The organism is Pedobacter sp. PACM 27299, from assembly GCF_001412655.1.
In the GTDB taxonomy this organism is placed as follows: domain Bacteria; phylum Bacteroidota; class Bacteroidia; order Sphingobacteriales; family Sphingobacteriaceae; genus Pedobacter.
In genome coordinates, this window is the sequence record NZ_CP012996.1 from 198289 (window position 1) to 220665 (window position 22377).

At 40.3% G+C, this 22377-nt stretch carries 24 protein-coding genes and 1 pseudogene; 19 read left to right on the top strand and 6 right to left on the bottom strand.

Going from position 1 to position 22377, the window contains the following annotated elements; all coding sequences use genetic code 11:
- Window position 1: 1 nt before the first annotated feature.
- Genes AQ505_RS00755 through AQ505_RS00770 form a run of 4 tightly spaced genes read left to right on the top strand, consistent with a single transcriptional unit; the run spans window position 2 to window position 2210 of the window.
- Complete coding sequence (locus tag AQ505_RS00755; RefSeq protein ID WP_062546415.1) at window positions 2–1054, top strand: AI-2E family transporter; 1053 nt, start codon at window positions 2–4, stop codon at window positions 1052–1054.
- A gap of 53 nt (window positions 1055–1107) precedes the next feature.
- Entirely contained in the window at window positions 1108–1374 is a 267-nt protein-coding gene (locus AQ505_RS00760) for a YtxH domain-containing protein (protein WP_062546416.1), read from the top strand.
- 22 nt (window positions 1375–1396) lie between these two features.
- On the top strand, window positions 1397–1783 hold the full coding sequence (locus tag AQ505_RS00765; RefSeq protein WP_062546417.1) for a phage holin family protein: 387 nt from the start codon (window positions 1397–1399) through the stop codon (window positions 1781–1783).
- Complete coding sequence (locus AQ505_RS00770; protein ID WP_062546418.1) at window positions 1767–2210, top strand: hypothetical protein; 444 nt, start codon at window positions 1767–1769, stop codon at window positions 2208–2210. The genes AQ505_RS00765 and AQ505_RS00770 overlap by 17 nt, the downstream gene beginning before the upstream one ends.
- A gap of 138 nt (window positions 2211–2348) precedes the next feature.
- On the opposite strand, the gene aspS is transcribed toward AQ505_RS00770, so the two are convergent.
- A complete protein-coding gene (aspS, locus tag AQ505_RS00775; RefSeq protein WP_062546419.1) occupies window positions 2349–4094 on the bottom strand; it encodes an aspartate--tRNA ligase in 1746 nt (581 codons plus the stop codon).
- 145 nt (window positions 4095–4239) lie between these two features.
- Between aspS and AQ505_RS00780 the strand changes: the two genes are divergently transcribed.
- From AQ505_RS00780 to AQ505_RS00810, 7 genes are all read left to right on the top strand, one after another.
- Window positions 4240–4785, top strand: a complete 546-nt coding sequence (locus AQ505_RS00780; protein ID WP_062546420.1) for an RNA polymerase sigma factor — start codon at window positions 4240–4242, stop codon at window positions 4783–4785.
- Between the two features lie 2 nt (window positions 4786–4787).
- A complete protein-coding gene (locus AQ505_RS00785; RefSeq protein WP_062546421.1) occupies window positions 4788–5321 on the top strand; it encodes a hypothetical protein in 534 nt (177 codons plus the stop codon).
- A complete protein-coding gene (locus tag AQ505_RS00790) occupies window positions 5318–6649 on the top strand; it encodes a hypothetical protein (protein WP_062546422.1) in 1332 nt (443 codons plus the stop codon). Before AQ505_RS00785 ends, AQ505_RS00790 begins: the two co-directional genes overlap by 4 nt.
- A gap of 90 nt (window positions 6650–6739) precedes the next feature.
- Window positions 6740–7519: a TerC family protein gene (locus tag AQ505_RS00795; protein WP_062546423.1), complete on the top strand. Its 780-nt coding sequence runs from the start codon at window positions 6740–6742 to the stop codon at window positions 7517–7519.
- A gap of 9 nt (window positions 7520–7528) precedes the next feature.
- A complete protein-coding gene (locus AQ505_RS00800) occupies window positions 7529–8584 on the top strand; it encodes a nucleoid-associated protein (protein ID WP_062546424.1) in 1056 nt (351 codons plus the stop codon).
- A 154-nt stretch (window positions 8585–8738) separates the two neighbouring features.
- Window positions 8739–10274 carry an MFS transporter gene (locus AQ505_RS00805; protein WP_062546425.1) on the top strand — a complete coding sequence of 512 codons (1536 nt, stop codon included), beginning with the start codon at window positions 8739–8741 and terminating at the stop codon, window positions 10272–10274.
- 19 nt (window positions 10275–10293) lie between these two features.
- Window positions 10294–10551, top strand: coding sequence for a DUF6814 family protein (locus tag AQ505_RS00810; RefSeq protein ID WP_062546426.1), 258 nt, complete (start codon window positions 10294–10296; stop codon window positions 10549–10551).
- Here AQ505_RS00810 and AQ505_RS00815 read toward each other — a convergent pair.
- Window positions 10548–11732: a class I SAM-dependent rRNA methyltransferase gene (locus AQ505_RS00815; RefSeq protein WP_062546427.1), complete on the bottom strand. Its 1185-nt coding sequence runs from the start codon at window positions 11730–11732 to the stop codon at window positions 10548–10550. The two genes, AQ505_RS00810 and AQ505_RS00815, sit on opposite strands and share 4 nt — an antisense overlap.
- Window positions 11733–11937: 205 nt before the next feature.
- Between AQ505_RS00815 and AQ505_RS00820 the strand changes: the two genes are divergently transcribed.
- The 3 genes from AQ505_RS00820 (at window position 11938) to AQ505_RS00830 (ending at window position 13435) form a co-directional block, all read left to right on the top strand.
- Window positions 11938–12273 carry a tRNA-binding protein gene (locus AQ505_RS00820; protein ID WP_062546428.1) on the top strand — a complete coding sequence of 112 codons (336 nt, stop codon included), beginning with the start codon at window positions 11938–11940 and terminating at the stop codon, window positions 12271–12273.
- The gene (locus AQ505_RS00825; protein WP_062546429.1) at window positions 12274–12747 is read left to right on the top strand and encodes a nucleoside deaminase; all 474 of its coding nucleotides are present in this window, start codon (window positions 12274–12276) and stop codon (window positions 12745–12747) included.
- Window positions 12748–12829: 82 nt separating this feature from the next.
- Window positions 12830–13435: a superoxide dismutase gene (locus AQ505_RS00830; protein WP_062546430.1), complete on the top strand. Its 606-nt coding sequence runs from the start codon at window positions 12830–12832 to the stop codon at window positions 13433–13435.
- Between the two features lie 124 nt (window positions 13436–13559).
- Here the strand turns inward: AQ505_RS00830 and AQ505_RS00835 are convergent.
- Window positions 13560–14491: pseudogene (locus AQ505_RS00835) on the bottom strand (hydrogen peroxide-inducible genes activator).
- Between the two features lie 74 nt (window positions 14492–14565).
- Complete coding sequence (fcl, locus tag AQ505_RS00840; protein WP_062546431.1) at window positions 14566–15495, bottom strand: GDP-L-fucose synthase; 930 nt, start codon at window positions 15493–15495, stop codon at window positions 14566–14568.
- Window positions 15496–15589: 94 nt separating this feature from the next.
- Here fcl and trmB point away from each other — a divergent pair, with 94 nt between their 5' ends.
- The 4 genes from trmB (at window position 15590) to AQ505_RS00860 (ending at window position 17768) form a co-directional block, all read left to right on the top strand.
- Entirely contained in the window at window positions 15590–16240 is a 651-nt protein-coding gene (trmB, locus tag AQ505_RS00845; protein ID WP_062550836.1) for a tRNA (guanosine(46)-N7)-methyltransferase TrmB, read from the top strand.
- A gap of 55 nt (window positions 16241–16295) precedes the next feature.
- Window positions 16296–16622 carry an MGMT family protein gene (locus AQ505_RS00850; RefSeq protein ID WP_062546432.1) on the top strand — a complete coding sequence of 109 codons (327 nt, stop codon included), beginning with the start codon at window positions 16296–16298 and terminating at the stop codon, window positions 16620–16622.
- Between the two features lie 144 nt (window positions 16623–16766).
- Window positions 16767–17108: a carboxymuconolactone decarboxylase family protein gene (locus tag AQ505_RS00855; protein ID WP_062546433.1), complete on the top strand. Its 342-nt coding sequence runs from the start codon at window positions 16767–16769 to the stop codon at window positions 17106–17108.
- A 99-nt stretch (window positions 17109–17207) separates the two neighbouring features.
- Window positions 17208–17768, top strand: coding sequence for a DNA-3-methyladenine glycosylase I (locus AQ505_RS00860; RefSeq protein ID WP_062546434.1), 561 nt, complete (start codon window positions 17208–17210; stop codon window positions 17766–17768).
- Window positions 17769–17824: 56 nt separating this feature from the next.
- On the opposite strand, the gene AQ505_RS00865 is transcribed toward AQ505_RS00860, so the two are convergent.
- The gene (locus AQ505_RS00865; RefSeq protein ID WP_231634999.1) at window positions 17825–18517 is read right to left on the bottom strand and encodes a hypothetical protein; all 693 of its coding nucleotides are present in this window, start codon (window positions 18515–18517) and stop codon (window positions 17825–17827) included.
- A 197-nt stretch (window positions 18518–18714) separates the two neighbouring features.
- Here AQ505_RS00865 and polA point away from each other — a divergent pair, with 197 nt between their 5' ends.
- Window positions 18715–21528: a DNA polymerase I gene (gene polA, locus AQ505_RS00870; RefSeq protein ID WP_062546435.1), complete on the top strand. Its 2814-nt coding sequence runs from the start codon at window positions 18715–18717 to the stop codon at window positions 21526–21528.
- A 139-nt stretch (window positions 21529–21667) separates the two neighbouring features.
- Here the strand turns inward: polA and AQ505_RS00875 are convergent, their stop codons facing one another.
- Window positions 21668–22345 carry a metal-dependent hydrolase gene (locus AQ505_RS00875; RefSeq protein ID WP_062546436.1) on the bottom strand — a complete coding sequence of 226 codons (678 nt, stop codon included), beginning with the start codon at window positions 22343–22345 and terminating at the stop codon, window positions 21668–21670.
- Window positions 22346–22377: the final 32 nt, after the last annotated feature.

The following is a 22377-nucleotide window of genomic DNA, read 5'->3' on the forward strand; positions in this document are numbered from 1 at the left end:
AATGTCTTTATTCACCCATAAACAAAGGAATAACATCAACCTGGTGATTATCATCGCCTTGGGTTGTTTAATTGCTTATTCTATACAGGGGATCTTTGGATCAATTTTAAGTACCCTGGTGTTGTTTACGATATTAAGACCCGCGTATATCTATCTGGTAGAAGAGAAGAAATGGAATAAACGCCTTTCTGCTCTTCTGCTATTGTTTGCCTCTGTGCTCGTACTGATTCTTCCTTTCTACGCCTTAAGCACAATGGTGATCGAGAAAATTGCAGAACTGCAAAGCGATCATATCTATTTTAAAAATATGCTCTTCAAGTTAAAGCACCTGATTCCGCTCAACAGCGACTTTCAGAATCTGGTAGAAGAGGGGATGAAAAAAGCAGGAACCTGGGCTACAGAACTTTTTCCTTCTTTAATTTCCGGAGCCTTTAACATCATTCTTGGGCTCATCATCATGTATTTCCTATTGTATTTCATGCTGGTGGAGCGCGAAACCTTTGAAGCTTCATTGATCAAATACGCACCCTTCCGGGAGCAGAACGCCTATCGTTTTGCGGAAGAAATGAGGAATACCACCTATTCCAATGTACTGGGGCAAGGTTTAATCACGATTGTTCAAGGCTCATTGGTCAGCCTGGCATTTTATGTCCTCGGTTATTCTGATCCCTTATTCTGGGGGGTGGTCACGATGTTTATCTCCTTTGTTCCTGTACTTGGCCCCCCTGTAGTTTTTGTGCCTGCTGCTTTATTGCAGCTGGCTAATGGAAACAATTTTGCTGGCTGGGCGATGCTCATCTTTGGGTTCGTGGTGATTATCAATATCGATAATGTGCTGCGCTTCATCATCGCTAAAAAAGTTGGAAATATTCATCCCATTATCACTGTAATTGGCGTAGTTATTGGTGTACCCTTATTTGGAATACTAGGCCTGGTCTTCGGTCCATTGTTGTTGTCCTACTTCGTATTATTGATCAAAATATACGAAAGCAGTGCCATGGCGGCAGAAAGATTGGAAAGAATTAAAACAATTTCTGAAGGGGAATCGTTATAATTACTATATTCCAGCATCAACAAAATAAATATTCAACACAAAATGTAAATGTCATGAATGATAATTCAAAAGTATTAATTGGGCTATTGGCAGGTTTAGCTGCGGGTGCCGCATTAGGATTACTATTTGCTCCAGAAAAAGGCAGTGAAACAAGAGATAAATTAAGCCAGTCGTTGAAAGATCTGGGAGATACCATCAGAGATAGAGCCGCAGATGAAATTAATCAACTGGCAAGCTTAAAAGATAAAGTTGTAGGCACTGTGAAAGAGAAACTTCGTAAAGAAGAAGAAGAATTTGAAGACGATTTAGAACACGCATAGGTAATCCCAAAAGCACATTGTAATGCAGGAAAATAAAGAAAAAGATCTGGAAGGACTGGTTGGAGATGCCAAAGAGTATGTGAATACACGATTGGAGTATACCCGTTTATACCTGATTGAGCGGGGCTCAAAAATGTTCGCCGATTTGGTTACTAATGCCGCAGTTGCAATTTGCTTCCTGCTGGCGTTCCTGTTTGGGACCTTTACTTTAGCCCTGTTTTTATCAGATGTACTGGGCAGTTTTACCAGAGGTTTCGGATGCGTTGCATTGATTTATCTGCTGTTGGCTGTGATCGTTTATTTTACGAAAGAAAAATACATTGAAAAGGCCATCATTAATTTTACCATCAGACGCTATTTTAATAAACTAGCAGATAAGGAGGAGGAGGAAGATGAACCGAAAGTATAACATCAATAACTTCGAGGATTTACACCTGCAGGTGCGGCTGTTGAAATCTGAATATACTTCAAAGGGAGAAGCACTGGTTGGGGATTCTAAAAAATACCTCCATCAGTTTACGATAAGTGGCTTTATTAAGAAATATGCCACCCCATCAGCTTTCCTGAAAATTGATGATAAATTTAACATCAGCAGTAAGGTGCTTTCTATGGCACTTCCTTTGGTGATGAACAGTACCTTTTTTAAGGGCTCTGGTTTAGTCACAAAGGCTTTGGTAGGCTTGGCTTCAGGTAAGCTTGGAAAGTCGCTTGATGCAGAGCATTTATCGGCGATATTTAACTCGGTAACGGGTTGGTTTAGCAAATCAAAGAAAACAAAAGAAAAACCACCGCTGGAAGTCGATTATGGCATTCCACCAGATAGTGAAACTTACTAAGATTACAGATATAAAAAAAGGAAGCCCTAAAGCTTCCTTTTTTTATAACCAATCCACATTGATCGCTATGCAATTTTTATGATCACCCGGCTAAACCACCTAGCCGGGTGTATTACCAGAATTTTCTTGGAAAGGTAATTAAACCGTAGTCTGGATTTTCAATTCTTTCATCTGTTTCTCATCAATAGTCGATGGACTATCAATCATTACATCTCTTCCAGAGTTGTTTTTCGGGAAAGCAATCACATCACGGATACTATCTAATCCTGCGAAAATAGAGCACAATCTATCAAATCCAAAAGCAATACCACCATGTGGAGGTGCGCCAAATTCAAAAGCGTCCATCAGGAAGCCAAATTGTTTCTGTGCATCTTCCGGAGAGAAACCTAAATGTTTGAACATTAAAGCCTGAAGTGTTCTGTCATGAATACGGATAGAACCACCACCGATTTCAGTGCCATTTACCACCATATCATAAGCGTTTGCTCTAACATTTCCTGGATCAGTATCTAGTAAAGCAATATCTTCCGGTTTTGGAGAAGTAAATGGGTGGTGCATCGCATGGTAACGCTCTGTTTCTTCATCCCATTCCAATAGCGGGAAGTCTAGTACCCAAAGGGCGCTGAATTTGTTTTTATCACGTAAACCAAGGCGAGTACCCATTTCAAGACGTAATTCGCTCAATTGCTTGCGTACTTTATCTGTCAGACCTGACATGATCAGCACTAAATCACCCGGTTGGGTATTCATTGCTGCCGACCATTTTTTCAGTTCTTCTTCATTATAAAACTTATCTACAGAAGATTTCAATGAACCATCTTCGTTATGACGCATGTAAATCAGGCCTGTAGCCCCAATCTGCTGGCGTTTTACGAATTCTGTCAATTCGTCCATCTGCTTTCTGGTATAGCTTGCGCAACCAGCAGCATTAATACCGATGATCATTTCTGCACTGTCAAAAACAGGGAAGTCTTTTCCTTTTACCAGCTCCGTCAATTCAACAAACTGCATTTCAAAACGGGTATCTGGTTTATCAGAACCATAGAATTTCATGGCATCTGAATACTGCATTCTTGGAACTTCCGGTAAATCAAAGTCTTTCAGATCTTTGAATAAGGTACGGATCAGTCCTTCGAAAGTATTTAAAATATCTTCTTGTTCAATGAAAGACATTTCACAGTCGATTTGTGTAAATTCCGGCTGCCTGTCTGCGCGTAAATCCTCATCTCTAAAACATTTAACGATCTGAAAATAGCGGTCGAAACCAGACACCATCAGCAATTGCTTGAACGTTTGCGGCGACTGTGGAAGGGCATAAAACTGTCCTTCGTTCATTCTGCTTGGTACCACAAAATCTCTTGCACCTTCTGGTGTGGATTTGATCAATACCGGTGTTTCTACCTCGATAAAGTCCAGATTGTCTAAATAACGACGAACGGCTTGTGCCATTTTATGACGCAGTACCATGTTGTTACGGATTGGATTTCTACGTAAATCCAGGTAACGATATTTCATACGCAAATCGTCACCACCATCAGTTTCATCATCGATCATGAATGGAGGTAATTTTGCTGCGTTCAGTATTTCTAATGCAGTGATTTTAATTTCGACTTCACCTGTAGGCATTTTCAGGTTTTTGTTGGAGCGTTCTACCACTAGACCGCTGGCTTTAATTACAAATTCCCTGCCCAGGCTACGTGCTGCCTCGCATAATTCCCGGTTGTCGTCCATATTGAAAACAAGTTGGGTAATCCCGTATCTGTCGCGGATGTCAATAAAAGTCATCCCTCCTAAATCTCTGGATTTTTGAACCCAGCCACATAAGATTACATTTTCACCTAAATTCTCAATAGTTAGAGCTCCGCAAGTAGTTGTTCTTAACATTATTAAAAGTATTAAGTCCCAAAAATATTGATTTTGAACCGGATATTTCAACCCTCATTGAATTTAGCTTAGTATATTGAAAATATTTTTGTTTGAGATGCAACGTTTTAAAAAATCACCTGTCTTATAATCGAATTGGAAAACATTGGAAACTGTATACATCGATAAACACGTAACACTCGTTCAGGAGTGCCGGCAAGGAAACCGGAAAGCACAATTTGAAATCTACAAATTGTATGCTAAGGCTATGTATAATGTAGCGCTGAGAATAGTGAACTTTGATGATGAGGCAGAAGATGTCTTGCAAGAAGCGTTTCTGGATGCTTTTACTCGGATAGAGAGCTTTAGAGGAGAGACTACTTTTGGCCTTTGGCTGAAGCAGATCGTGATCAATAAATCGATCAATTACCTCAGAAAGCGAAAGGTAGAGTTTGTGAGCCTGGAAGAAGTAGAGGTGGCAGAACCGCAGACGCTGGACGAAGAAGATCTGGAATTGAGGGTAGAGGAGGTGAGAATGGCGATTGCCAAACTGCCAGACCGATACCGTGTGGTGCTCAGCTTATATCTTTTTGAAGGTTACGACCATGAAGAGATTGCACATATTTTGAAAATAGCGGAGAGTACCTCCAGAACACAGTACATGCGAGCGAAAATGAAATTAAATGATTTATTAGTAAAGAGAGGGGTATAGCGATGAACAAGAGGAGTATCGAAGAATACATTAAGGAAAACAAAAAGGAGTTTGACTTTAACACACCATCCGACCAGTTATGGGCGAGGATTGAAGCAGGATTAGACAAAGAGAAGGTAAAAAAAAAATCGGGAATGCCATTTTGGTTAGGTATAGCTGCATCGCTGATCCTGATCATGACGGTTACTTTTATGTATACCTCTCGTAAAGGAGGAAAACAGGAACTGGAAATTGCAGACATTAGCCCGGTTTATGGAAAGAAAGAAATGAAATTTGCTAGCCTGATTGAAGAAAAAAAAGACAGCTTGCAGGTCTTTGCAAAGAAAAATCCAGTGTTATATAAGCAGTTCAGCTCAGATCTGAACCAGCTGGACGGTGATTATGAAAAGTTAAAAAAAGAATTACAGCACAGTCCGAATCAAGAAGTAGTGGTACGGGCAATGGTAAAAAATCTGGAGCTGCAATTACAGGTGATCAATCAGCAATTGTCGATCATCAATGAAGTGAATCAAATCAAAGAGGAGAATCAAATATGAAAAAGTTAGTTTGGGGAATGAGTGGCCTGCTATTGGTCGCCAACTTTGCCGGCGCCCAGTCGGTGGTAAAAGAACTGAACGATGCACCAAGGCTGGCAGTCATGGTTCCTTTGCGGATCAATGTAGCTGTAGAGCCCATTTTGGCCCTGCCGCCATTACCACCTTTGCCTCCTTTGAATCGCCAGGATAGCGATCGTCAGGACGATGCCGATGATCCGGGGAAATCAAAAACTTTCTCTAAAAATTTTTCTGTTGATGCCGGTGATAAATTGAGTATCAGCAATAAATATGGTGCTGTAGTCATCAAAACATGGGATAAAAGAGAAGTAAAGGTGGATGTCGACATCAAAGCCTATAGCAAGGATGCCGATGATGCACAGCGCTTATTGGATGAAACCACTATTGACGCTGGAAAATCCGGTGATCAGGTTTCCTTTAAAACCAATATAGGATCAAGAGATGGCCGCTATGGCAGCAGTGTGAGAAATGGGAAAGTAATCTGGAGAAGGGAAGTTAAGATCAATTACGTGGTTTATATGCCGGCTAGTATGGCATTAACCGTGAACAACCAATATGGTGGATTAAGTATGTCTGATTTTTCCGGCGCACTTTCTGTAAAGCTTCAATATGGTACGTTTACCGCAGGTAATTTATCCAGTAATAACAACTATGTAAATGTGCAATACGGACAAACGGATATTGCCAATATGAACAAAGGTGTGATCAAACAGCAATATGGAGCTTCCTTGAAACTGGGTACGGTAGGTACGCTGGATTTGGATGCACAATATGTGGGCGTAACAATTACTGCAATCAAAGGCGACGCACAGATCAAACAGCAATACGGAAAAGGACTGAACATCGGCTCGGTAAATAACCTGGACCTGAATGCGCAGTACACCAATGTAAATGTGAGTATCGTGAATGGAAATGCTAACATCAGACAACAATACAACAACATTACAATTGGTTCGGTGAATAAACTCAGCATCAATGGGCAGTATACCACCGTTAAGGTAGGTACGCTGAAAGGAGATGGAAATTTCGACCTGGGCTATAATAAGCTGGTTGTTGATAATGTACTTCCAAGCTGTAAAATTTTAACAGTAAATTCTAATTATACCGGAGTTTCAATTGGCTTTGCCAGCAATTACAGCGGTGATTTTGAAGTAAGAGCGAATTATGGCGGCTTTAATCCAGGTAATAATGTGAGTTCTAAACTGGTTTCTGAAAGCGGTAGTTCGAAACATTATGCCGGTAAGATCGGAAATGGCAGCAATGGAAATGTCACTATACGTACAAATTATGGAGGAATCTCCTTTAATTAATTCAGAGAATTACATACTTTAAGGAAGGGCCTGTTGATAAATTCAGCAGGCTTTTTTTATATCTTAGTGGCTTGATTTATTTTATGTCATATGGAAATTTTTAGCAGCCCGGAAGCTTGGATATCGCTCATTACTTTAACCATACTGGAGATCGTACTGGGTATTGACAACATCGTATTCATTTCAATTTTAGCAGGAAAACTGCCGGTAGATCAGCAGAAAAAAGCACGACAGGTCGGTTTAGGCCTGGCAATGATCACCAGAGTGCTGCTGTTATTATCGCTAACCTGGGTGATGAAATTAACCGCACCATTGTTTAATGTAGGCGATTGGATTGGCATTAGCAATGGCGAATGGCTGGAAAAGCTGGCAATTTCTGGAAGAGACTTGATCCTCATCATCGGTGGGTTATTCCTGATTTATAAAAGTACACACGAAATCCACCAGAAGCTGGAAGGCGAAGAAGAGGGAGGTATCAAAGGAAAAGTTCATTCCTTCATGGGCATTATCATACAGATACTGATTTTAGACGTGGTATTCTCTTTAGACTCTGTAATTACCGCGGTTGGGATGGCAGATCATATAGAAATCATGATTGCAGCTGTCATCATTGCCGTATTGATCATGCTGGTATCAGCAGCAACGATTAGTGACTTCGTAAATAAACACCCGACAGTTAAAATGCTGGCTTTATCATTTTTGTTATTAATTGGGGTTTCCCTGCTTGCAGAAGGCTTGGATCAACACATTCCTAAAGGATATATCTATTTTGCCATGGCCTTCTCGGTATTGGTAGAGATGCTGAATCTGAAAATGAAAAAAAGTAATAAACCTGTAGAACTTAAGAATACCCCACACGAAAACAAGTAATTTTACCGCATGATTTCATTTTTTGAAGCCGCACTGGCCGAATTATCTATACACCGCATTGGAAATAAAGCACAGGACGAATTTTATGTCCTTTCTGAAAAGTCTATTCCCCTAAAAGACAATATGCTGAGCAATTTGCTGCAGCAGTACTTTTTAGGGCCCTTTGCGAAAGTGAATGAGATTTATCATTTCACACATCCAAATGCAGATTTAAATCTGAATGAAGTGTATCACTTTGCTTCCAAAATTTTTGAAGATGGTACCACATTTCATGAATACAGCATGGAGCTCGCAAAATACCTGTATGATGTTTCGGGGCATCCAAAAATTAAATCAGGAGAGCTTTATGTCGCTTATTTTGAAAATGTACAGATCGAAGGAGCGCTTCATGATGCCATTGGGATCTTTAAATCAGAGACTAAAGAACCTTTCTTAAAGGTTTATCCGGAAGATGGTGGTTTTGGTCTGGGTTATGAAGAAGATGCGATCAATATCAATAAGCTGGATAAAGGCTGTTTGATCTTTAATACAGATAAAGAAGAAGGTTTCCGCGTTGCAGTGATTGATCAGACCAATAAAAGCGCAGAAGCGGTATACTGGAAAGATGAGTTTTTGAAATTGAAAATTAGAAATGACAACTTTAACCAGACCAATAGCGTATTGGGCGTTTATAAGAACTTTGTAACGGAGAAATTGGATCAGGAATTTGATATTTCTAAAGCAGATAAGATCGATTTACTGAACAAATCCATGAAATATTTCAAGGAAAAAGAGAGTTTCGATCTCGATGAATTCTCAAATGAGGTGATTGGCAATGCCGAAGGAATTGAGTCTTTCAAGAACTATAAAAAGAGTTACGAAGAGGAGTTTGATACCCCTATTGCAGATACTTTTGACATTTCTGGTGCTGCAGTGAAAAAGCAAACCAGGGCTTATAAAAGTGTTCTAAAGCTGGATAAGAACTTCCACATCTATATTCATGGAGATAAAGACCTGATTGAGAAGGGCTATGATGATGATAAGTCAATGAACTACTATAAGGTGTATTTCAGAGAAGAAGAATAACCTTTCTTTTAGTGTCAAATTATAATCAAAAGAACCAAGTACTTTAGAGTCGCTAAAAGATTTGGTTCTTTTTTTGCAAATTACTTTTATTGACAGTTAATAGTTGAGAAATAATAGTAGCTTTAGTTCTGAAGCCAAATTATTTCCTTAACGTATGAACCCGGAATTACAGAAGAACAGTATTTTCAAAGTCATTGGTGCCTCTTCTCTGGGCACATTGATCGAATGGTATGATTTTTACATTTTTGGGAGCCTTGCGACCATCATTGGCGCGCAGCTTTTTCCTGCCGATGCAGGAGCTTCTGCATTGATCAATACACTGGCGATTTTTGCCGCCGGGTTTATTGTGAGGCCTTTTGGAGCCCTGGTATTTGGCCGCCTGGGCGATTTAATTGGCCGTAAATATACGTTTCTGCTGACGTTAGTGTTAATGGGTGGTTCCACTTTTTTAATCGGTCTGATCCCTTCTTATTCCAGTATTGGCTATGCGGCACCGATTTTGGTGCTGATCCTGCGTTTAGTGCAAGGCTTAGCCTTAGGTGGAGAATATGGAGGCGCCGCTACTTATGTGGCGGAACATGCACCCGCAAATAAAAGAGGCTTTTTTACCAGCTGGATTCAGACCACCGCTACAGGAGGATTATTTCTATCCTTAGGCGTGATTGTATTGACAAAAAACCTGTTAGGGGCAGACGACTTTGCGGCCTGGGGCTGGAGAATTCCATTCTTATTGTCGATCCTGCTGGTAGGGGTATCCATCTACATCAGGATGAAAATGCATGAATCTCCAATGTTTACGAAATTGAAAACAGAAGGAAAGGTCTCGAAAAATCCTTTAAAGGAAAGTTTCAATAATAAAGCGAACTTTAAAATGGTACTGCTTGCTTTGTTTGGTGCCACAATGGGGCAGGGCGTAATCTGGTACACCGGACAATTTTATGCGCAATCCTTCATTGAAAACACCTGTAAAGTAGATTTTAACGATTCCAGGTATATTTTGCTCTGGGGCATCGCCTTTGCGACGCCTTTCTTTGTAGTTTTTGGCTCCTGGAGCGACCGGGTAGGTAGGAAATGGATCATGCTGACTGGAATGTTACTGGGAATCATCTTTTACCGGCCCATTTACCAGATATTTTTAGACGATACAGACTTTAGTAAAATCACACAAGAGGATATTTTATCGGTCGATGATCCGGTGGTTACGCGAGGAGCCATAGATGGTGGTGTAGATAGCCTGGTTACGACTACTGCTGTAGTGACTTTGGTGGATGGCAGCAGTTACCATAAAGTGCAATCTCACACGAAATTTGCCGCTGCGGATAAGCCGATTGAAATTCACCCGGAGCTGCTAAAAGATAAAAAACTATCCAGCCCCATATTCTGGAAATTTGTATTTCTGATTTTCTTCCAGATTTTACTGGTGACTATGGTGTACGGGCCTATCGCTGCATTTTTAGTGGAACTGTTCCCTACAAAGATCAGGTATACTTCCATGTCCTTGCCTTATCATGTTGGAAATGGTGTATTTGGCGGATTAGTGCCTTTTATTGCCACGCTGATCGCCAGCTTCTCCGGTTCTACGCCTTTATCCGGCCTCTGGTATCCGATTGGTATTGCCGCTTTAAGCTTTGTGATCGGTGCCGTTTACCTGTCCAACAAAAAACCTGTGGAAGCAGAAATTGAAGATTAACCGCTAAAAAAACACGATTATGAACGGATTAAAAAAAGGATTAGGATTGTTTTGGATGATATTGGGCCCTGCATCGATTATCTTTTTGTTCTTGCAGGCTTATGAAAAAGTAGGCTTGGCTGCGGAAGGGGTGCAAAAGACAAATACGGCCTTGCAGTGGGGGATTATCTTATTCATTTTTATCCCAATCAGCGCAGGCCTGGTGATATTCGGCTATTATGCGCTGAAAGGGGAATATGATCAACGGTCTGAAGGTTCCGAAGAAGCCGCCGACTAAAGTACTCTTAGTAATAAACCTTTCAGGTACTCTCCTTCAGGGAAAGAAACCCTTACCGGATGGTCTTCTGGTTGGTTGAATTGTTTTAGGATTTGAACTTCTCTTCCTGCGTCTAAAGCAGCCCAGGCAATGATTTGCTTGAAGGTTTCCATGTCTACCGCTCCAGAACAAGAGTAAGTAGCCAATAAGCCGCCTTTTTCAAGCAATAACATACCTAATCTGTTCAGGTCTTTATAAGCTCTTGCAGCCCTGTCTAATGCAGAACGGGAAGGTGCATACTTTGGTGGATCCAATACGATAATGTCGAATTTCTTGCCTTCTTCTTTGAAAACACGCAGTTGTTTGTTGACATCTGATTGAATGCTTTCCTGACGTGCAGGATCCAGACCGTTAAGCTCCAGATTGTGTTTTAACGTTTCAATAGCTAAAGCAGAGCTATCCACACTGGTTACATGTGCAGCACCCTTTTTTAAGCTGTTTAAAGTGAAACCGCCACTGTAGCAGAAGCAGTCCAGCACGTTTTTATCTTTGCTGTAAGCAGCAAGAATATCACGGTTATCACGCTGATCGCAGTAAAAACCGGATTTTTGTCCGTCGGCAATATTGATATGATAGGCGATTCCGTTTTCTTTAACTTCAATGAATTCTGGCGGTGTTTCGCCCCAAAGTAAACCCTGTGTCGCTTCTAAATTTTCATGTTTACGCGCACCAGCATCGCTTTTATCAAAAATACCTCTTGGGTTTAACTCTTCAATTAAGATCTCAATTAGTTCCTTTTTCGCATTTTCCATTCCTGAACTCAGAATTTGCAGCGAAAGAAAGTCTGCATATTTATCTACGATTAGTCCAGGAAGGAAGTCGGCTTCACTGAAAACCAGTCTGCAGGTATTGGTATCTTTATTCAGCAAATGCTGTCTGGAAGCAATCGCATCACGAAGTTTCAATTGATACCATGATTTGTCAATGGTTTTACTTTCATCCCATTCCATTAGCCTCAATGCTACCCTGGATTCGGCATTGTAATATGCATAGGCAAGAAATTCTGCTGTTGCAGAACAAACTTTAACGATTTCACCATTTTCTGGTTTTCCCTTAATCTTATCAATTGCTCCTGAAAAAATCCAGGGATGGTGAAGCATTGCCGCTTTTTCTTTTCCTTTTTTAAGTATTACATCAATCATGCTGCAAAGTTAGGAAAAACAATGCTCTTTTTAGTTTGATGGGTTTGGGAATACGTTCGTTACCTACCCTGCTGTTATACTGGGCAAGGAGCAACTACGTTATCCTGTATATTGAACAGGGTAAGGGCCATTTATATGAACATTCCTAAACTCATACTTCGAGGAAAGCGCTTGAGGTTTTGGCAATAAGTTGTAATTTTAGCGGATGGAAGAAATAACCTGGAATGATTTTGAGAAAGTCGAACTTCGTGCAGGAACGGTGCTGGAAGTATTTGATTTTCCGGAGGCGAGAAAACCCGCTTACAAACTGAAAGTAGATTTTGGCGACTATGGTATAAAGATGAGTAGTGCCCAGGTAACGAAACACTATTCAAAAGAAGAATTGGTCGGTCAGCAAATTGTAGGTGTCGTCAATTTCCCTAAAAAACAGATCGGTAAATTTATGTCGGAATTCCTGGTCACAGGTTTCGCTGATGAGGATGGAGATATTGTGCTGACTAAATTAAATGGTACCGTGCCGAATGGCAGTAAAATGATATAAATGAGTTATTTTAATTTTTCAGAAGAAGAGAACCCTGCTGCCGAAGATGAGCATTATATGCGCCTCGCTTTGCAGGAGGCTCAAAAAGCGTACGATGCGGAAGAGATCCCAATCGGGGCAATTATCGTGTGTAAAGGAAGAATTGTGGGCCGTGGATATAACCTCACCGAACAGTTGAACGATGTAACTGCGCATGCAGAAATGCAGGCTTTTACGGCTGCGGCCCAGACTTTAGGCGGTAAGTATCTAAAAGATTGTACTTTATATGTAACGATTGAGCCTTGTGTCATGTGTGCCGGTGCCAGCTACTGGACACAGATCGGACGTCTTGTTTATGGTGCCACCGAGGCAAAACGTGGCTTTACCTCCAAAAATGCCAGCCTTCTTCATCCAAAAACGGAATTGAAAGGCGGCGTACTTGCACAGGAATGCGGGGCGTTGATGACACGTTTTTTCGTTAACAAAAGAGGCTAACTTGACAAAGAATTGAACAAAAACTAACGTTTGAATGTTATATTTGTACAAGAAATAATATTTAACCTTAAAATATAATAATATGGCTTTTGAATTACCTGCGTTACCTTACGCAACAGATGCACTAGAACCGCATATTGATAAACTTACAATGGAAATTCACCATGGTAAGCACCACCAGGCATACGTTACCAACTTAAACAAAGCTTTAGAAGGCAAACCAGAAGCGAATCAAAGCATCGAAGAAATCGTTAAAAACATCTCTAAGTTTCCTGCTGCAGTAAGAAACAATGGCGGTGGTCATTATAATCACTCTTTATTCTGGGAAATTTTAGGCCCAAATAAAGGAGGCGAGCCTAAAGGAGAATTAGCAGAAGCAATCAATGCTGCTTTCGGTTCTTTCGCTGATTTCAAAACTAAATTTGCTGAAGCTGGTGCTACTCGTTTTGGTTCAGGATGGGCTTGGTTAATCGTTACTGCTGATAACAAATTGGCGGTAACTTCTACTCCAAACCAGGATAGTCCATTAATGGATATCGCTGAAGTAAAAGGTACTCCACTATTGGGTATGGACGTATGGGAACATGCTTACTACTTAAAATATCAAAACAGACGTCCTGATTATATTTCAGCTTTCTGGAATGTGGTAAACTGGGATGCAGTTGCTGCTCGTTTCAAAAAAGCATAGTCAACGTGTTTTTCAAAAGAAAAGCCTGTAGGGATCTCCCTACAGGCTTTTCTTTTTCCTTTCAACTTTGATTTTCTGGATCCATTGAGGACCATCATAAAGTATTTTCCCGTTGTTGAGGAGCTTAGATCCCAACTACGTCTTTTCTCTTTTTTTGCTTCATAGCCTTTGGAATTACGGCTAGAATTTCCTCTTTTAAGGCGTTCAGCATACGTTTTTTAATGAAATTCTTGTGGGTAACGAGGCTGATTTCTCGAACAGGCTCAGGAGATCTAAAATGGCGCACTTTGCTGAGTTGTTTAGCACTCAGGTCTGTTAAGGCCAGTTCAGGAAGTAAAGTCGCTCCATTATTCACATCCACCATTCGGATCAGCGTTTCTACGCTTCCGGTATTATATGTTAGTCCCTGAAGGCGATTGTCTTTGGTAGACCTACAAATATTCAATACCTGGGAACGCATACAATGTCCTTCATTTAATAACCAGATGTTTTCTTCTTCCAGGTCATTGGCATCAATTGTTTTCTTTTATACAGCTTGCTGTTCTTGCTGATGTAAGTCACAAAGTTTTCATAATAAAGAGGAAGCTCATTGAGGTGACTGTCGGCAAGAGGAGTGGCTAGGATACCGCAGTCTAATACACCTGTTTTAAGGTGGTGGATGATATCTTCCGTGGTATATTCCCAAATTAAAAGCTTCAGGTCTGGAAATTTTTCCATCATACCTGAGATTACTCTGGGTAATAAATAAGGGGCTACAGTTGGAATAATCCCTACTTTAAGTTCTCCCACAACATCCTGCTGCTGACTGCTGATAATTTCTTTGATCTTTTGACTTTCCTGGAGTACCAATCTGGCCTGTTCAATAATCTGGGCGCCGATTTCTGTAGGGACTACCGGTTGTTTGCTGCGGTCAAAGATCTTGACATTCAGCATTTCTTCTAGCTTTTGTACCTGCATACTTAAGGTGGGCTGCGTCACAAAACATTTCTCTGCGGCGCCAACAAAGCTTCTGTAGGTATCTACGGCAACAATGTATTCCAGTTGAACTAAAGTCATATAGTTTAAATTTATCTAGTTTAACAAAGATATCAATTTAAACTATACGACTTTATGCCGAGCTTGCTTGTGACCTAAATATGTTTGGCTAAAAAGTCCAGGTAGGCTAATTTAATGCCTTCTTCCAGTTCTATTTTATGTTTCCATCCTAATGAATGAAGTTTAGAAACATCCATTAGTTTGCGAGGTGTGCCATCTGGTTTGCTGCTGTCGAATGTCAATTCACCTTCAAAACCGATCACTTTCTTGATCAATAAAGCAAGGTCTTTGATACTCAGATCAACTCCGGTTCCGATATTCAGGAATCCAGCTTCATCATAATTTTGCATCAGGAAATAACAGGCTTCTGCCAGATCATCTGCAAAAAGAAACTCGCGCATAGGTGATCCAGAACCCCAAATGTTTACTTCTTCACCGCCATTTACTTTTGCTTCATGAAACTTACGGATCAATGCAGGCAGCACATGGGAGTTTTGTGGGTGATAATTATCATTATAACCGTATAAATTGGTCGGCATGACAGAGATAAAGTTGCAATTGTACTGCGATCTGTAGGCTTCACACATCTTGATCCCGGCAATTTTAGCAATCGCATAAGGCTCATTAGTTTCTTCCAAAAGACCAGTCAGTAAATAGGCTTCTTTTAATGGCTGAGGTGCTAGTTTCGGATAAATACAGCTCGATCCTAAGAACATCAGCTTAGTAACACCGGTTTTATAAGCCTCATGAATCACATTGTTCTGAATGCAAAGATTTTCATATAAAAAGTCTGCCCGGTAAGTATTATTGGCAATAATACCACCAACTTTAGCTGCGGCAAGAAAAACATATTCCGGTTTTTCTGCTGAAAAAAAGTCGGCCACATCCTGCTGATTGCGTAGATCAAGTTCCGATGAGGTTCTGGTGATCAGTTGAGTATAGCCTTCCTTTACCAGTTTACGATAGATTGCTGAGCCAACCATACCGCGATGGCCAGCTACATATATTTTTGCGTTCTTTTCCAATTACAATTCGATTATAGGAGCAAAATTACGAAATAGTTCGCATCATCTTTAAGAGACTGATTTAATTGTATTTTTGCATAAAAATATTTTAGTAGTGGGTAAAGATAAATTAAGAAAATTTGCAGAGATAGATACTTTTTCCAATGTCTATCAGATGGAAGAAGGAAAACCTTTGAAGGGTAAATGGGGATCAGATCATTTCAAAAATGAAAAACCAATTGTATTGGAACTGGCCTGCGGGAAAGGAGAATATTCGGTTAATATGGCGAAATTCTTTCCGGAGAAAAACTTCATCGGGATTGATTTAAAGGGAAATCGCATCTGGAGAGGCGCGAGAACAGGGGTAGATGAAAAGATTGAAAACCTGGCCTTTCTAAGGATTCAAATCGAAGATCTGACTGAATACTTTGAAAATGGAGAAGTGGATGAAATCTGGATTACCTTTCCTGACCCTCAGCCTCAGGACAGCAGAGAAAAGAAAAGATTAACTTATGATCGCTTCCTGGATATGTATAAAATCTTGCTTAAACCTGGTGGAAGAGTCAACCTGAAAACTGATAATGATGGCTTATATGCGTATACCGTTGAAAAAGTGGAAGAATTAAGCTTGATTTGCCATAAGAAAACAGACCATCTGTATACTTCTGAGTATTATGATGACGTTTTAAAGATTAAAACACATTACGAGCGGATTTACCTGAAACACGATAAAAACATCAATTATATACAGTTCTCATTTGAATAATACCGCTATGAAGTGGGAGGCTCTTTTGAAAAGTTAAAAAATTAAAAATCATCGGATGGAGCAATCATTTTATGACCAGGTTTTTGAATTAGTTAGGCTAATTCCAAAAGGAAGAGTATCTTCTTATGGTGCAATTGCGAAAAGTTTAGGCGCTGGGGGCTCTGCCCGTATGGTCGGATATGCCATGAGTGCTGCCGGTGCCGCGCATCCAGCTGTTCCCGCTCATCGGGTAGTGAATAGTTCGGGACTACTGACTGGTAAGTTTCATTTTAAAACGCCGGAAATGATGCAGGAACTGCTGGAAGCGGAAGGTATTGTGCTGAAGAATGATAAGGTGCAGAATTTTAAAAACCTGCTCTGGGACCCTTTACTGGAACTTTAATCTTTGCTGAAACGCTAAGCAGTTATTATATCAGAGAGAATTCTTTTAACAGAAAGAGGGTTCCGTATTAAAATAATGTTCCTTTGCCAAGAAGATGTTCCTTTTAAATAACGTAAAATAATAAATCTATAGGATTAACTGATTATGGGAAAATTAGTAGAAGAATTTAACGACTATCGTTCTAAAATGAACGATAGGATTATGGAGACTGCAAATACAAATATTAAACGCTTTTTTGCATTAGATACCACCACGTATGCGGAAGGGGCATTAAATGTGAAAACCAAAGAAATGTTAGGTTTAGTCGCTTCGATGGTATTACGCTGCGATGATTGCATTAAATATCATTTGGAAAAATGTTTTAATGAAGGGGTCAGTAATGAAGAAATCAATGAAGTTTTCATGATTGCAAATCTAGTTGGAGGGTCGATTGTAATTCCTCATTATAGAAGAGCGGTTGAATACTGGGACGAATTGAGTCAATAGTATTTAGGAATTTAGACAATGGGTATATCCATTAATAAAGTAGCTTCTAAAGCATAAAAAAGCTTCCAAAGAATAAAAAGAATATTAATCGATCAAAAGATGTCAGAAATTATCAGATGCGGGTGGTGTGGTACCGATCCTTTATATGTAAAATACCATGATGAGGAATGGGGAAAGCCTGTTTATGACGACCAAACTCTTTTTGAGTTTTTAATTCTGGAAGGCGCACAGGCTGGGCTCAGCTGGATCACTATTTTAAAAAGAAGAGCCGGATACAAGGCTGCTTTTGCTGATTTTGACGTTCAAAAGGTTGCCGCTTTTACGGAAGTAGATGAGGAGCGTTTAATGAATGATCCAGGGATCATCAGGAACCGGTTAAAGGTAAAAGCAGCCATCAACAATGCCCGTCTTTTCATAGAAATCCAAAAAGAATTTGGATCTTTTTCCGATTTTATCTGGGGATTTATTCCAGGAAAAAAGCCGATTGTTAACGTAGTCAAGTCTTTAAGTGAGGTTCCTGCACGCACAGAAATATCTGATGCCATTAGTAAAGACATGAAAAAACGTGGATTTAAGTTCTTTGGAACAACGATTTGCTATGCGCATATGCAGGCCACCGGCATGGTTAATGACCATGTTACCGGCTGTATCAGTAAGTAAGTAAGTAAGTAAGTAAGTAAGTAAGTAAGTAAGTAAGTCCGGGTTACAAACAGCCTTTATTTATGCGCTTCATTATAAGCCGTCACAAAAGCGATAATTAACTTTGAATCAAAGTTTTCTGTCGCTTTTATTTTTTCTGCCAGATCCGCATCATCACCTAGTTGTTCTAGCAATACCGTTTTGATCCGCTGATTGTTTTCGGCTAAACCCGCTCCATCAACAGGCATTTCCATTAAGCGGCCTGTCCCTGGCTTCTCCATAAAAAATGTAGCGGGCATCATTTTCTTTACAGGTGGTTCTTGGTTGCGTCCACCCAGAATGGTGATCCCAGCACCAACTCCTACGCCACTACCGAAGGTACCGGTTCCGGCTCCAATACCAATACTTGGTATAATCCGCGTTTTTTTAGGCGCCGGAGCATCAACAAGGACATTTCCTCCTATAGAGTACAAGTTAATGGGTCCATATTCAATGATTTTGAAAAATTTATGCAGTGTTTTTTTGTTAACGACAACGGGCTTACTTACATAAGTTGCACCATTCCAAACAAACTCCTGGATATCTGAGGCTTTGTATTGAACGACAGACTCGTCGTCTTTTACAAAGACTACAGAGGAGTAATCCGTTCCCTGGATGGTTCCTCTAACAAAATTTCCCGGAGAAAACACTATAATATCTTGCGCCATTGCGCCAATACCTGCAATCGTTAGTAAAACAAACAGGCCTAGGGTCTTTATCGTTTTCATCATGATCAAATAACGGAAATTATTTGCTGTTGTTATGGATAATGACAAACAATTATTTAAGTATTAGTACCTTTATCCGATGCGGTTGTTGCTGATACGAATGTAATAGTCCACCAGCTAATCGTCCAATAATAAAGTATACATGTAATGGAGGATCAGCAGCTGATGATCGCTTCCTAATCAATAAAAAACGAATACTGATGAAAAAACTTTTTCTTCTTGACGGCATGGCGCTCATTTACAGAGCACACTTTGCATTGAGTAAAAACCCCCGGTTTACGTCCACAGGGATCAATACATCGGCAGTGATGGGTTTTGCAAACACCTTAATGGAGGTGCTGAAAAAGGAAAAACCAAGTCATATTGCTGTGGTTTTTGACACTGCAGCACCAACAGAGAGACATACCGATTTCGAGGCATATAAGGCTCACCGACAGGCGATGCCGGAAGATCTGTCTGCCGCTTTACCTTATGTCTTTAAGCTGATTGAAGGATTTAAAATCCCGGTCATTACCAAAGATGGTTTTGAAGCAGATGACATCATCGGAACTTTAGCCAAAGAAGGCGAAAAGCAAGGTTTTAAGGTGTACTGTATGACTCCAGATAAAGATTTCGCCCAACTGGTGTCTGAAAATATTTTCATTTACAAGCCTGCTCGTATGGGGAATGAAATGGAAATCATGGGGGTTGATGAGGTGAAAGCAAAATGGGAAATTGAAGATGTAAAGCAGGTGATTGATATCCTCGGTCTATGGGGTGATGCAGTGGATAATATCCCGGGTATCCCAGGAATTGGAGAAAAAACGGCAAAATCATTGATCCAGAAATATGGCTCAATGGAAAACATTATCGCGAATTCCCATGAGCTAAAAGGAAAACAACGTGAAAATGTTGAGGCCTATGCAGAACAAGGGTTATTGTCTAAAAAGCTGGCAACCATCATCCTGGATGTTCCAGTAGAATTTAACGCCGATGAACTGGTATTAGAGTCTCCAAGCCGTGAATTATTAGAGCCATTATTTGCAGAACTTGAATTCAGAACCATCGGTAAACGTGTTTTTGGAGAAGAGTTTAATGTGAATGAGGCGAAAGCACCTGTTTCTCAGCAAATCGACTTATTTGGCAGTCCAGTGGATCAGCCAGCAGGTAAAACCGGTACATTTGTGTCTGCTCCAACCTTCTCTGAAGAAACACCTGCGTCAAAAACAATAGAAAATACCACACACAATTATCAACTGTTAGATACTCCGGAATTGCGTAAGTCCTTGATCGCACAGCTGGAAAAGGAAGAAAGCATTTGCTTCGATACGGAAACTACCGGTACAGATGCAAATCTTGCAGACTTGGTTGGAATTTCTTTCAGCACCAAACCTGGAGAGGGGTATTATATTCCTTTGTCTGCAGATAGAGCAGAAGCATTAGTAATTCTGGAAGAATTCAGAGGAGTTCTTGAAAATGAAAACATTGGAAAAATCGGACAGAACATCAAATATGATATTCTGATCATGAAATGGTATGGCATTAATATCAAAGGAAAACTTTTTGATACCATGCTGGCGCATTACCTGATTGATCCGGATACCAGACACAACATGGATGTCCTTTCTGAAAATTACCTGGGTTACACCCCAATTTCTATCACAAAACTGATAGGAGCAAAAGGAAAAAATCAGGGAAATATGAGAGATGTTCCAGTAGAGCAAGTGGTAGATTATGCTGCGGAAGATGCAGATGTGACTTTGCAGCTGGCGAATGTTTTCAGGCCGATGTTAAAAGAATTGAACGTAGAAGAACTAGCCAGGGATGTAGAAAATCCATTGGTTTATGTACTTGCTGCAATTGAAAAAGAAGGAGTAAGAATCGATGTAGATACCCTTAATAATTATTCAAAAGAACTGGAAATAGACATCAGGAAATTTGAGCAAAATGTTTTCGAAAAATGTGGCGTTACCTTTAACCTCGCTTCACCTAAACAGCTTGGAGAAGTACTTTTCGATAAATTACAACTGGATCCTAAAGCTAAAAAAACTAAAACAGGACAATATCAAACCGGAGAAGATGTGTTATTGGCATTGGCCAGCAAAAGTGACATTGTAAAAGACATCCTTGATTTCCGCCAATTACAAAAGTTGAAATCGACCTACGTAGATGCCTTACCACTGTTGGTAAATCCAAAAACAGGAAGGGTACATACCAGCTATAATCAGGCTGTAGCGGCTACAGGTAGGTTAAGCTCTAACAACCCTAACCTGCAAAACATTCCCATTCGTAGTGATCGCGGTAGAGAAGTTCGTAAAGCTTTTATCCCAAGAGATGAAAACCATGTCTTACTTTCTGCGGATTATTCCCAGATAGAGTTGAGAATAATTGCTGAAATTAGCAAGGAAGAAAACATGCTCGACGCCTTCAACAAAGGAATTGACATCCATACAGCAACTGCTGCACGTGTTTATGGAATCACCATCGAAGAAGTAACCTCAGATCAGCGTCGGAATGCTAAAGCGGTAAACTTTGGAATTATCTATGGTCAATCTGCTTTCGGATTGTCTCAGAACCTTGGCATCCCAAGAAAAGAAGCTGCGGCCATTATTGACCAATATTTTGAACAATATCCAGGAATTCAGCGCTACATGGCAGACACCATGAATTTCGCCAGAGAAAATGGCTTCGTAGAAACCATCCTCGGCAGAAGAAGGTACCTGAGAGACATTAACTCTGCCAATCAAACCGTACGCGGTTTTGCAGAGCGAAATGCCATCAATGCGCCAATTCAGGGTTCTGCAGCAGATATGATCAAAGTAGCCATGCTAAACATCTATAAAGATATTCAGGATCAAGGTTTGCAATCAAAAATGACCATGCAGGTACATGATGAGCTAGTCTTTGACGTGTTAAAAACGGAAGTGGAAGCCATGAAAAAGATCATTACACAACGCATGAAAACAGCCATAAAAACCACTGTGCCGATTGAAATAGAAATCGGAGAAGGAAACAATTGGCTGGAAGCACATTAAATAAAAAAAGGAGATAGGTCAGGAGATTCCTAGGAAATTTTTGTCCTTCTCAGGGTAAAAGGTTCCAGAATCGACGACATATCTCCTTTTTCATAAAAGATAATCATGAATTGGCTCATTCAAAAAGCCTTTATCGGCCTTACAGGTCAATCGTCTCACCAATTGCTGGCAATAACAACACTTTATTCTCTCTGTTGAACTTTGCAACCGCTTCCTCTGTGTCAATAGTAATTACTGGGAATGTATTGTAATGTACCCCAATCACTTTATTACAATCAAAGTATTTCGTAGCGATGAGTGCGTCATCAACATCCATCGTGTAATTTCCACCAATCGGTAAAATCGCATAATCTAAATCGTAAAGTTCTGCAAGTAATTTCATTTCTACCGTCAGAGAAGTATCCCCGGCGAAATAAATGGCTTTTCCACCGGTTTCCAGTACAAATCCGGCAGGATTTCCACCATAACTGCCATCAGGCATAGAGCTGGAATGCGCGGCCCATACCATTCTTAACTTACCGAACCCAAATTTCTGAGCACCATAATTCATATCGTGTGTATTGGTTACGCCTTGTGCTTTCGCCCAGCCAATCACTTCTGGCATCGCAATCACTACGGCATTTGTTTGTTTAGCCAGACTCACCAAGTCGGCTACATGATCACCATGCCCATGACTCACCAGAATGTAATCTGCTTCGATCGTGGTCGTATCAATGTGTTTCGCCAGTCCATTCGGACTAATAAATGGATCAAAAAGAAATTTCTTGCCATCTGCTTCTAATAAAAAGCAAGATTGACCATAATAAGTATACTTCATGAGGCTATGAAATTAAGGTTTAAAACGAATGA

Coding starts and splice junctions, on each gene's coding strand:
- aspS (WP_062546419.1), bottom strand. CDS start 4,094: ATGTTAAGAACAACTACTTGCGGAGCTCTAACTATTGAGAATTTAGGT.
- AQ505_RS00795 (WP_062546423.1), top strand. CDS start 6,740: ATGGAAATTTTTAGCAGCCCGGAAGCTTGGATATCGCTCATTACTTTA.
- AQ505_RS00785 (WP_062546421.1), top strand. CDS start 4,788: ATGAACAAGAGGAGTATCGAAGAATACATTAAGGAAAACAAAAAGGAG.
- AQ505_RS00755 (WP_062546415.1), top strand. CDS start 2: ATGTCTTTATTCACCCATAAACAAAGGAATAACATCAACCTGGTGATT.
- AQ505_RS00760 (WP_062546416.1), top strand. CDS start 1,108: ATGAATGATAATTCAAAAGTATTAATTGGGCTATTGGCAGGTTTAGCT.
- AQ505_RS00855 (WP_062546433.1), top strand. CDS start 16,767: ATGGGAAAATTAGTAGAAGAATTTAACGACTATCGTTCTAAAATGAAC.
- AQ505_RS00800 (WP_062546424.1), top strand. CDS start 7,529: ATGATTTCATTTTTTGAAGCCGCACTGGCCGAATTATCTATACACCGC.
- AQ505_RS00770 (WP_062546418.1), top strand. CDS start 1,767: ATGAACCGAAAGTATAACATCAATAACTTCGAGGATTTACACCTGCAG.
- AQ505_RS00820 (WP_062546428.1), top strand. CDS start 11,938: ATGGAAGAAATAACCTGGAATGATTTTGAGAAAGTCGAACTTCGTGCA.
- AQ505_RS00825 (WP_062546429.1), top strand. CDS start 12,274: ATGAGTTATTTTAATTTTTCAGAAGAAGAGAACCCTGCTGCCGAAGAT.
- AQ505_RS00790 (WP_062546422.1), top strand. CDS start 5,318: ATGAAAAAGTTAGTTTGGGGAATGAGTGGCCTGCTATTGGTCGCCAAC.
- AQ505_RS00865 (WP_231634999.1), bottom strand. CDS start 18,517: ATGATGAAAACGATAAAGACCCTAGGCCTGTTTGTTTTACTAACGATT.
- polA (WP_062546435.1), top strand. CDS start 18,715: ATGAAAAAACTTTTTCTTCTTGACGGCATGGCGCTCATTTACAGAGCA.
- AQ505_RS00815 (WP_062546427.1), bottom strand. CDS start 11,732: ATGATTGATGTAATACTTAAAAAAGGAAAAGAAAAAGCGGCAATGCTT.
- AQ505_RS00805 (WP_062546425.1), top strand. CDS start 8,739: ATGAACCCGGAATTACAGAAGAACAGTATTTTCAAAGTCATTGGTGCC.
- AQ505_RS00765 (WP_062546417.1), top strand. CDS start 1,397: ATGCAGGAAAATAAAGAAAAAGATCTGGAAGGACTGGTTGGAGATGCC.
- AQ505_RS00830 (WP_062546430.1), top strand. CDS start 12,830: ATGGCTTTTGAATTACCTGCGTTACCTTACGCAACAGATGCACTAGAA.
- AQ505_RS00810 (WP_062546426.1), top strand. CDS start 10,294: ATGAACGGATTAAAAAAAGGATTAGGATTGTTTTGGATGATATTGGGC.
- AQ505_RS00860 (WP_062546434.1), top strand. CDS start 17,208: ATGTCAGAAATTATCAGATGCGGGTGGTGTGGTACCGATCCTTTATAT.
- AQ505_RS00875 (WP_062546436.1), bottom strand. CDS start 22,345: ATGAAGTATACTTATTATGGTCAATCTTGCTTTTTATTAGAAGCAGAT.
- AQ505_RS00850 (WP_062546432.1), top strand. CDS start 16,296: ATGGAGCAATCATTTTATGACCAGGTTTTTGAATTAGTTAGGCTAATT.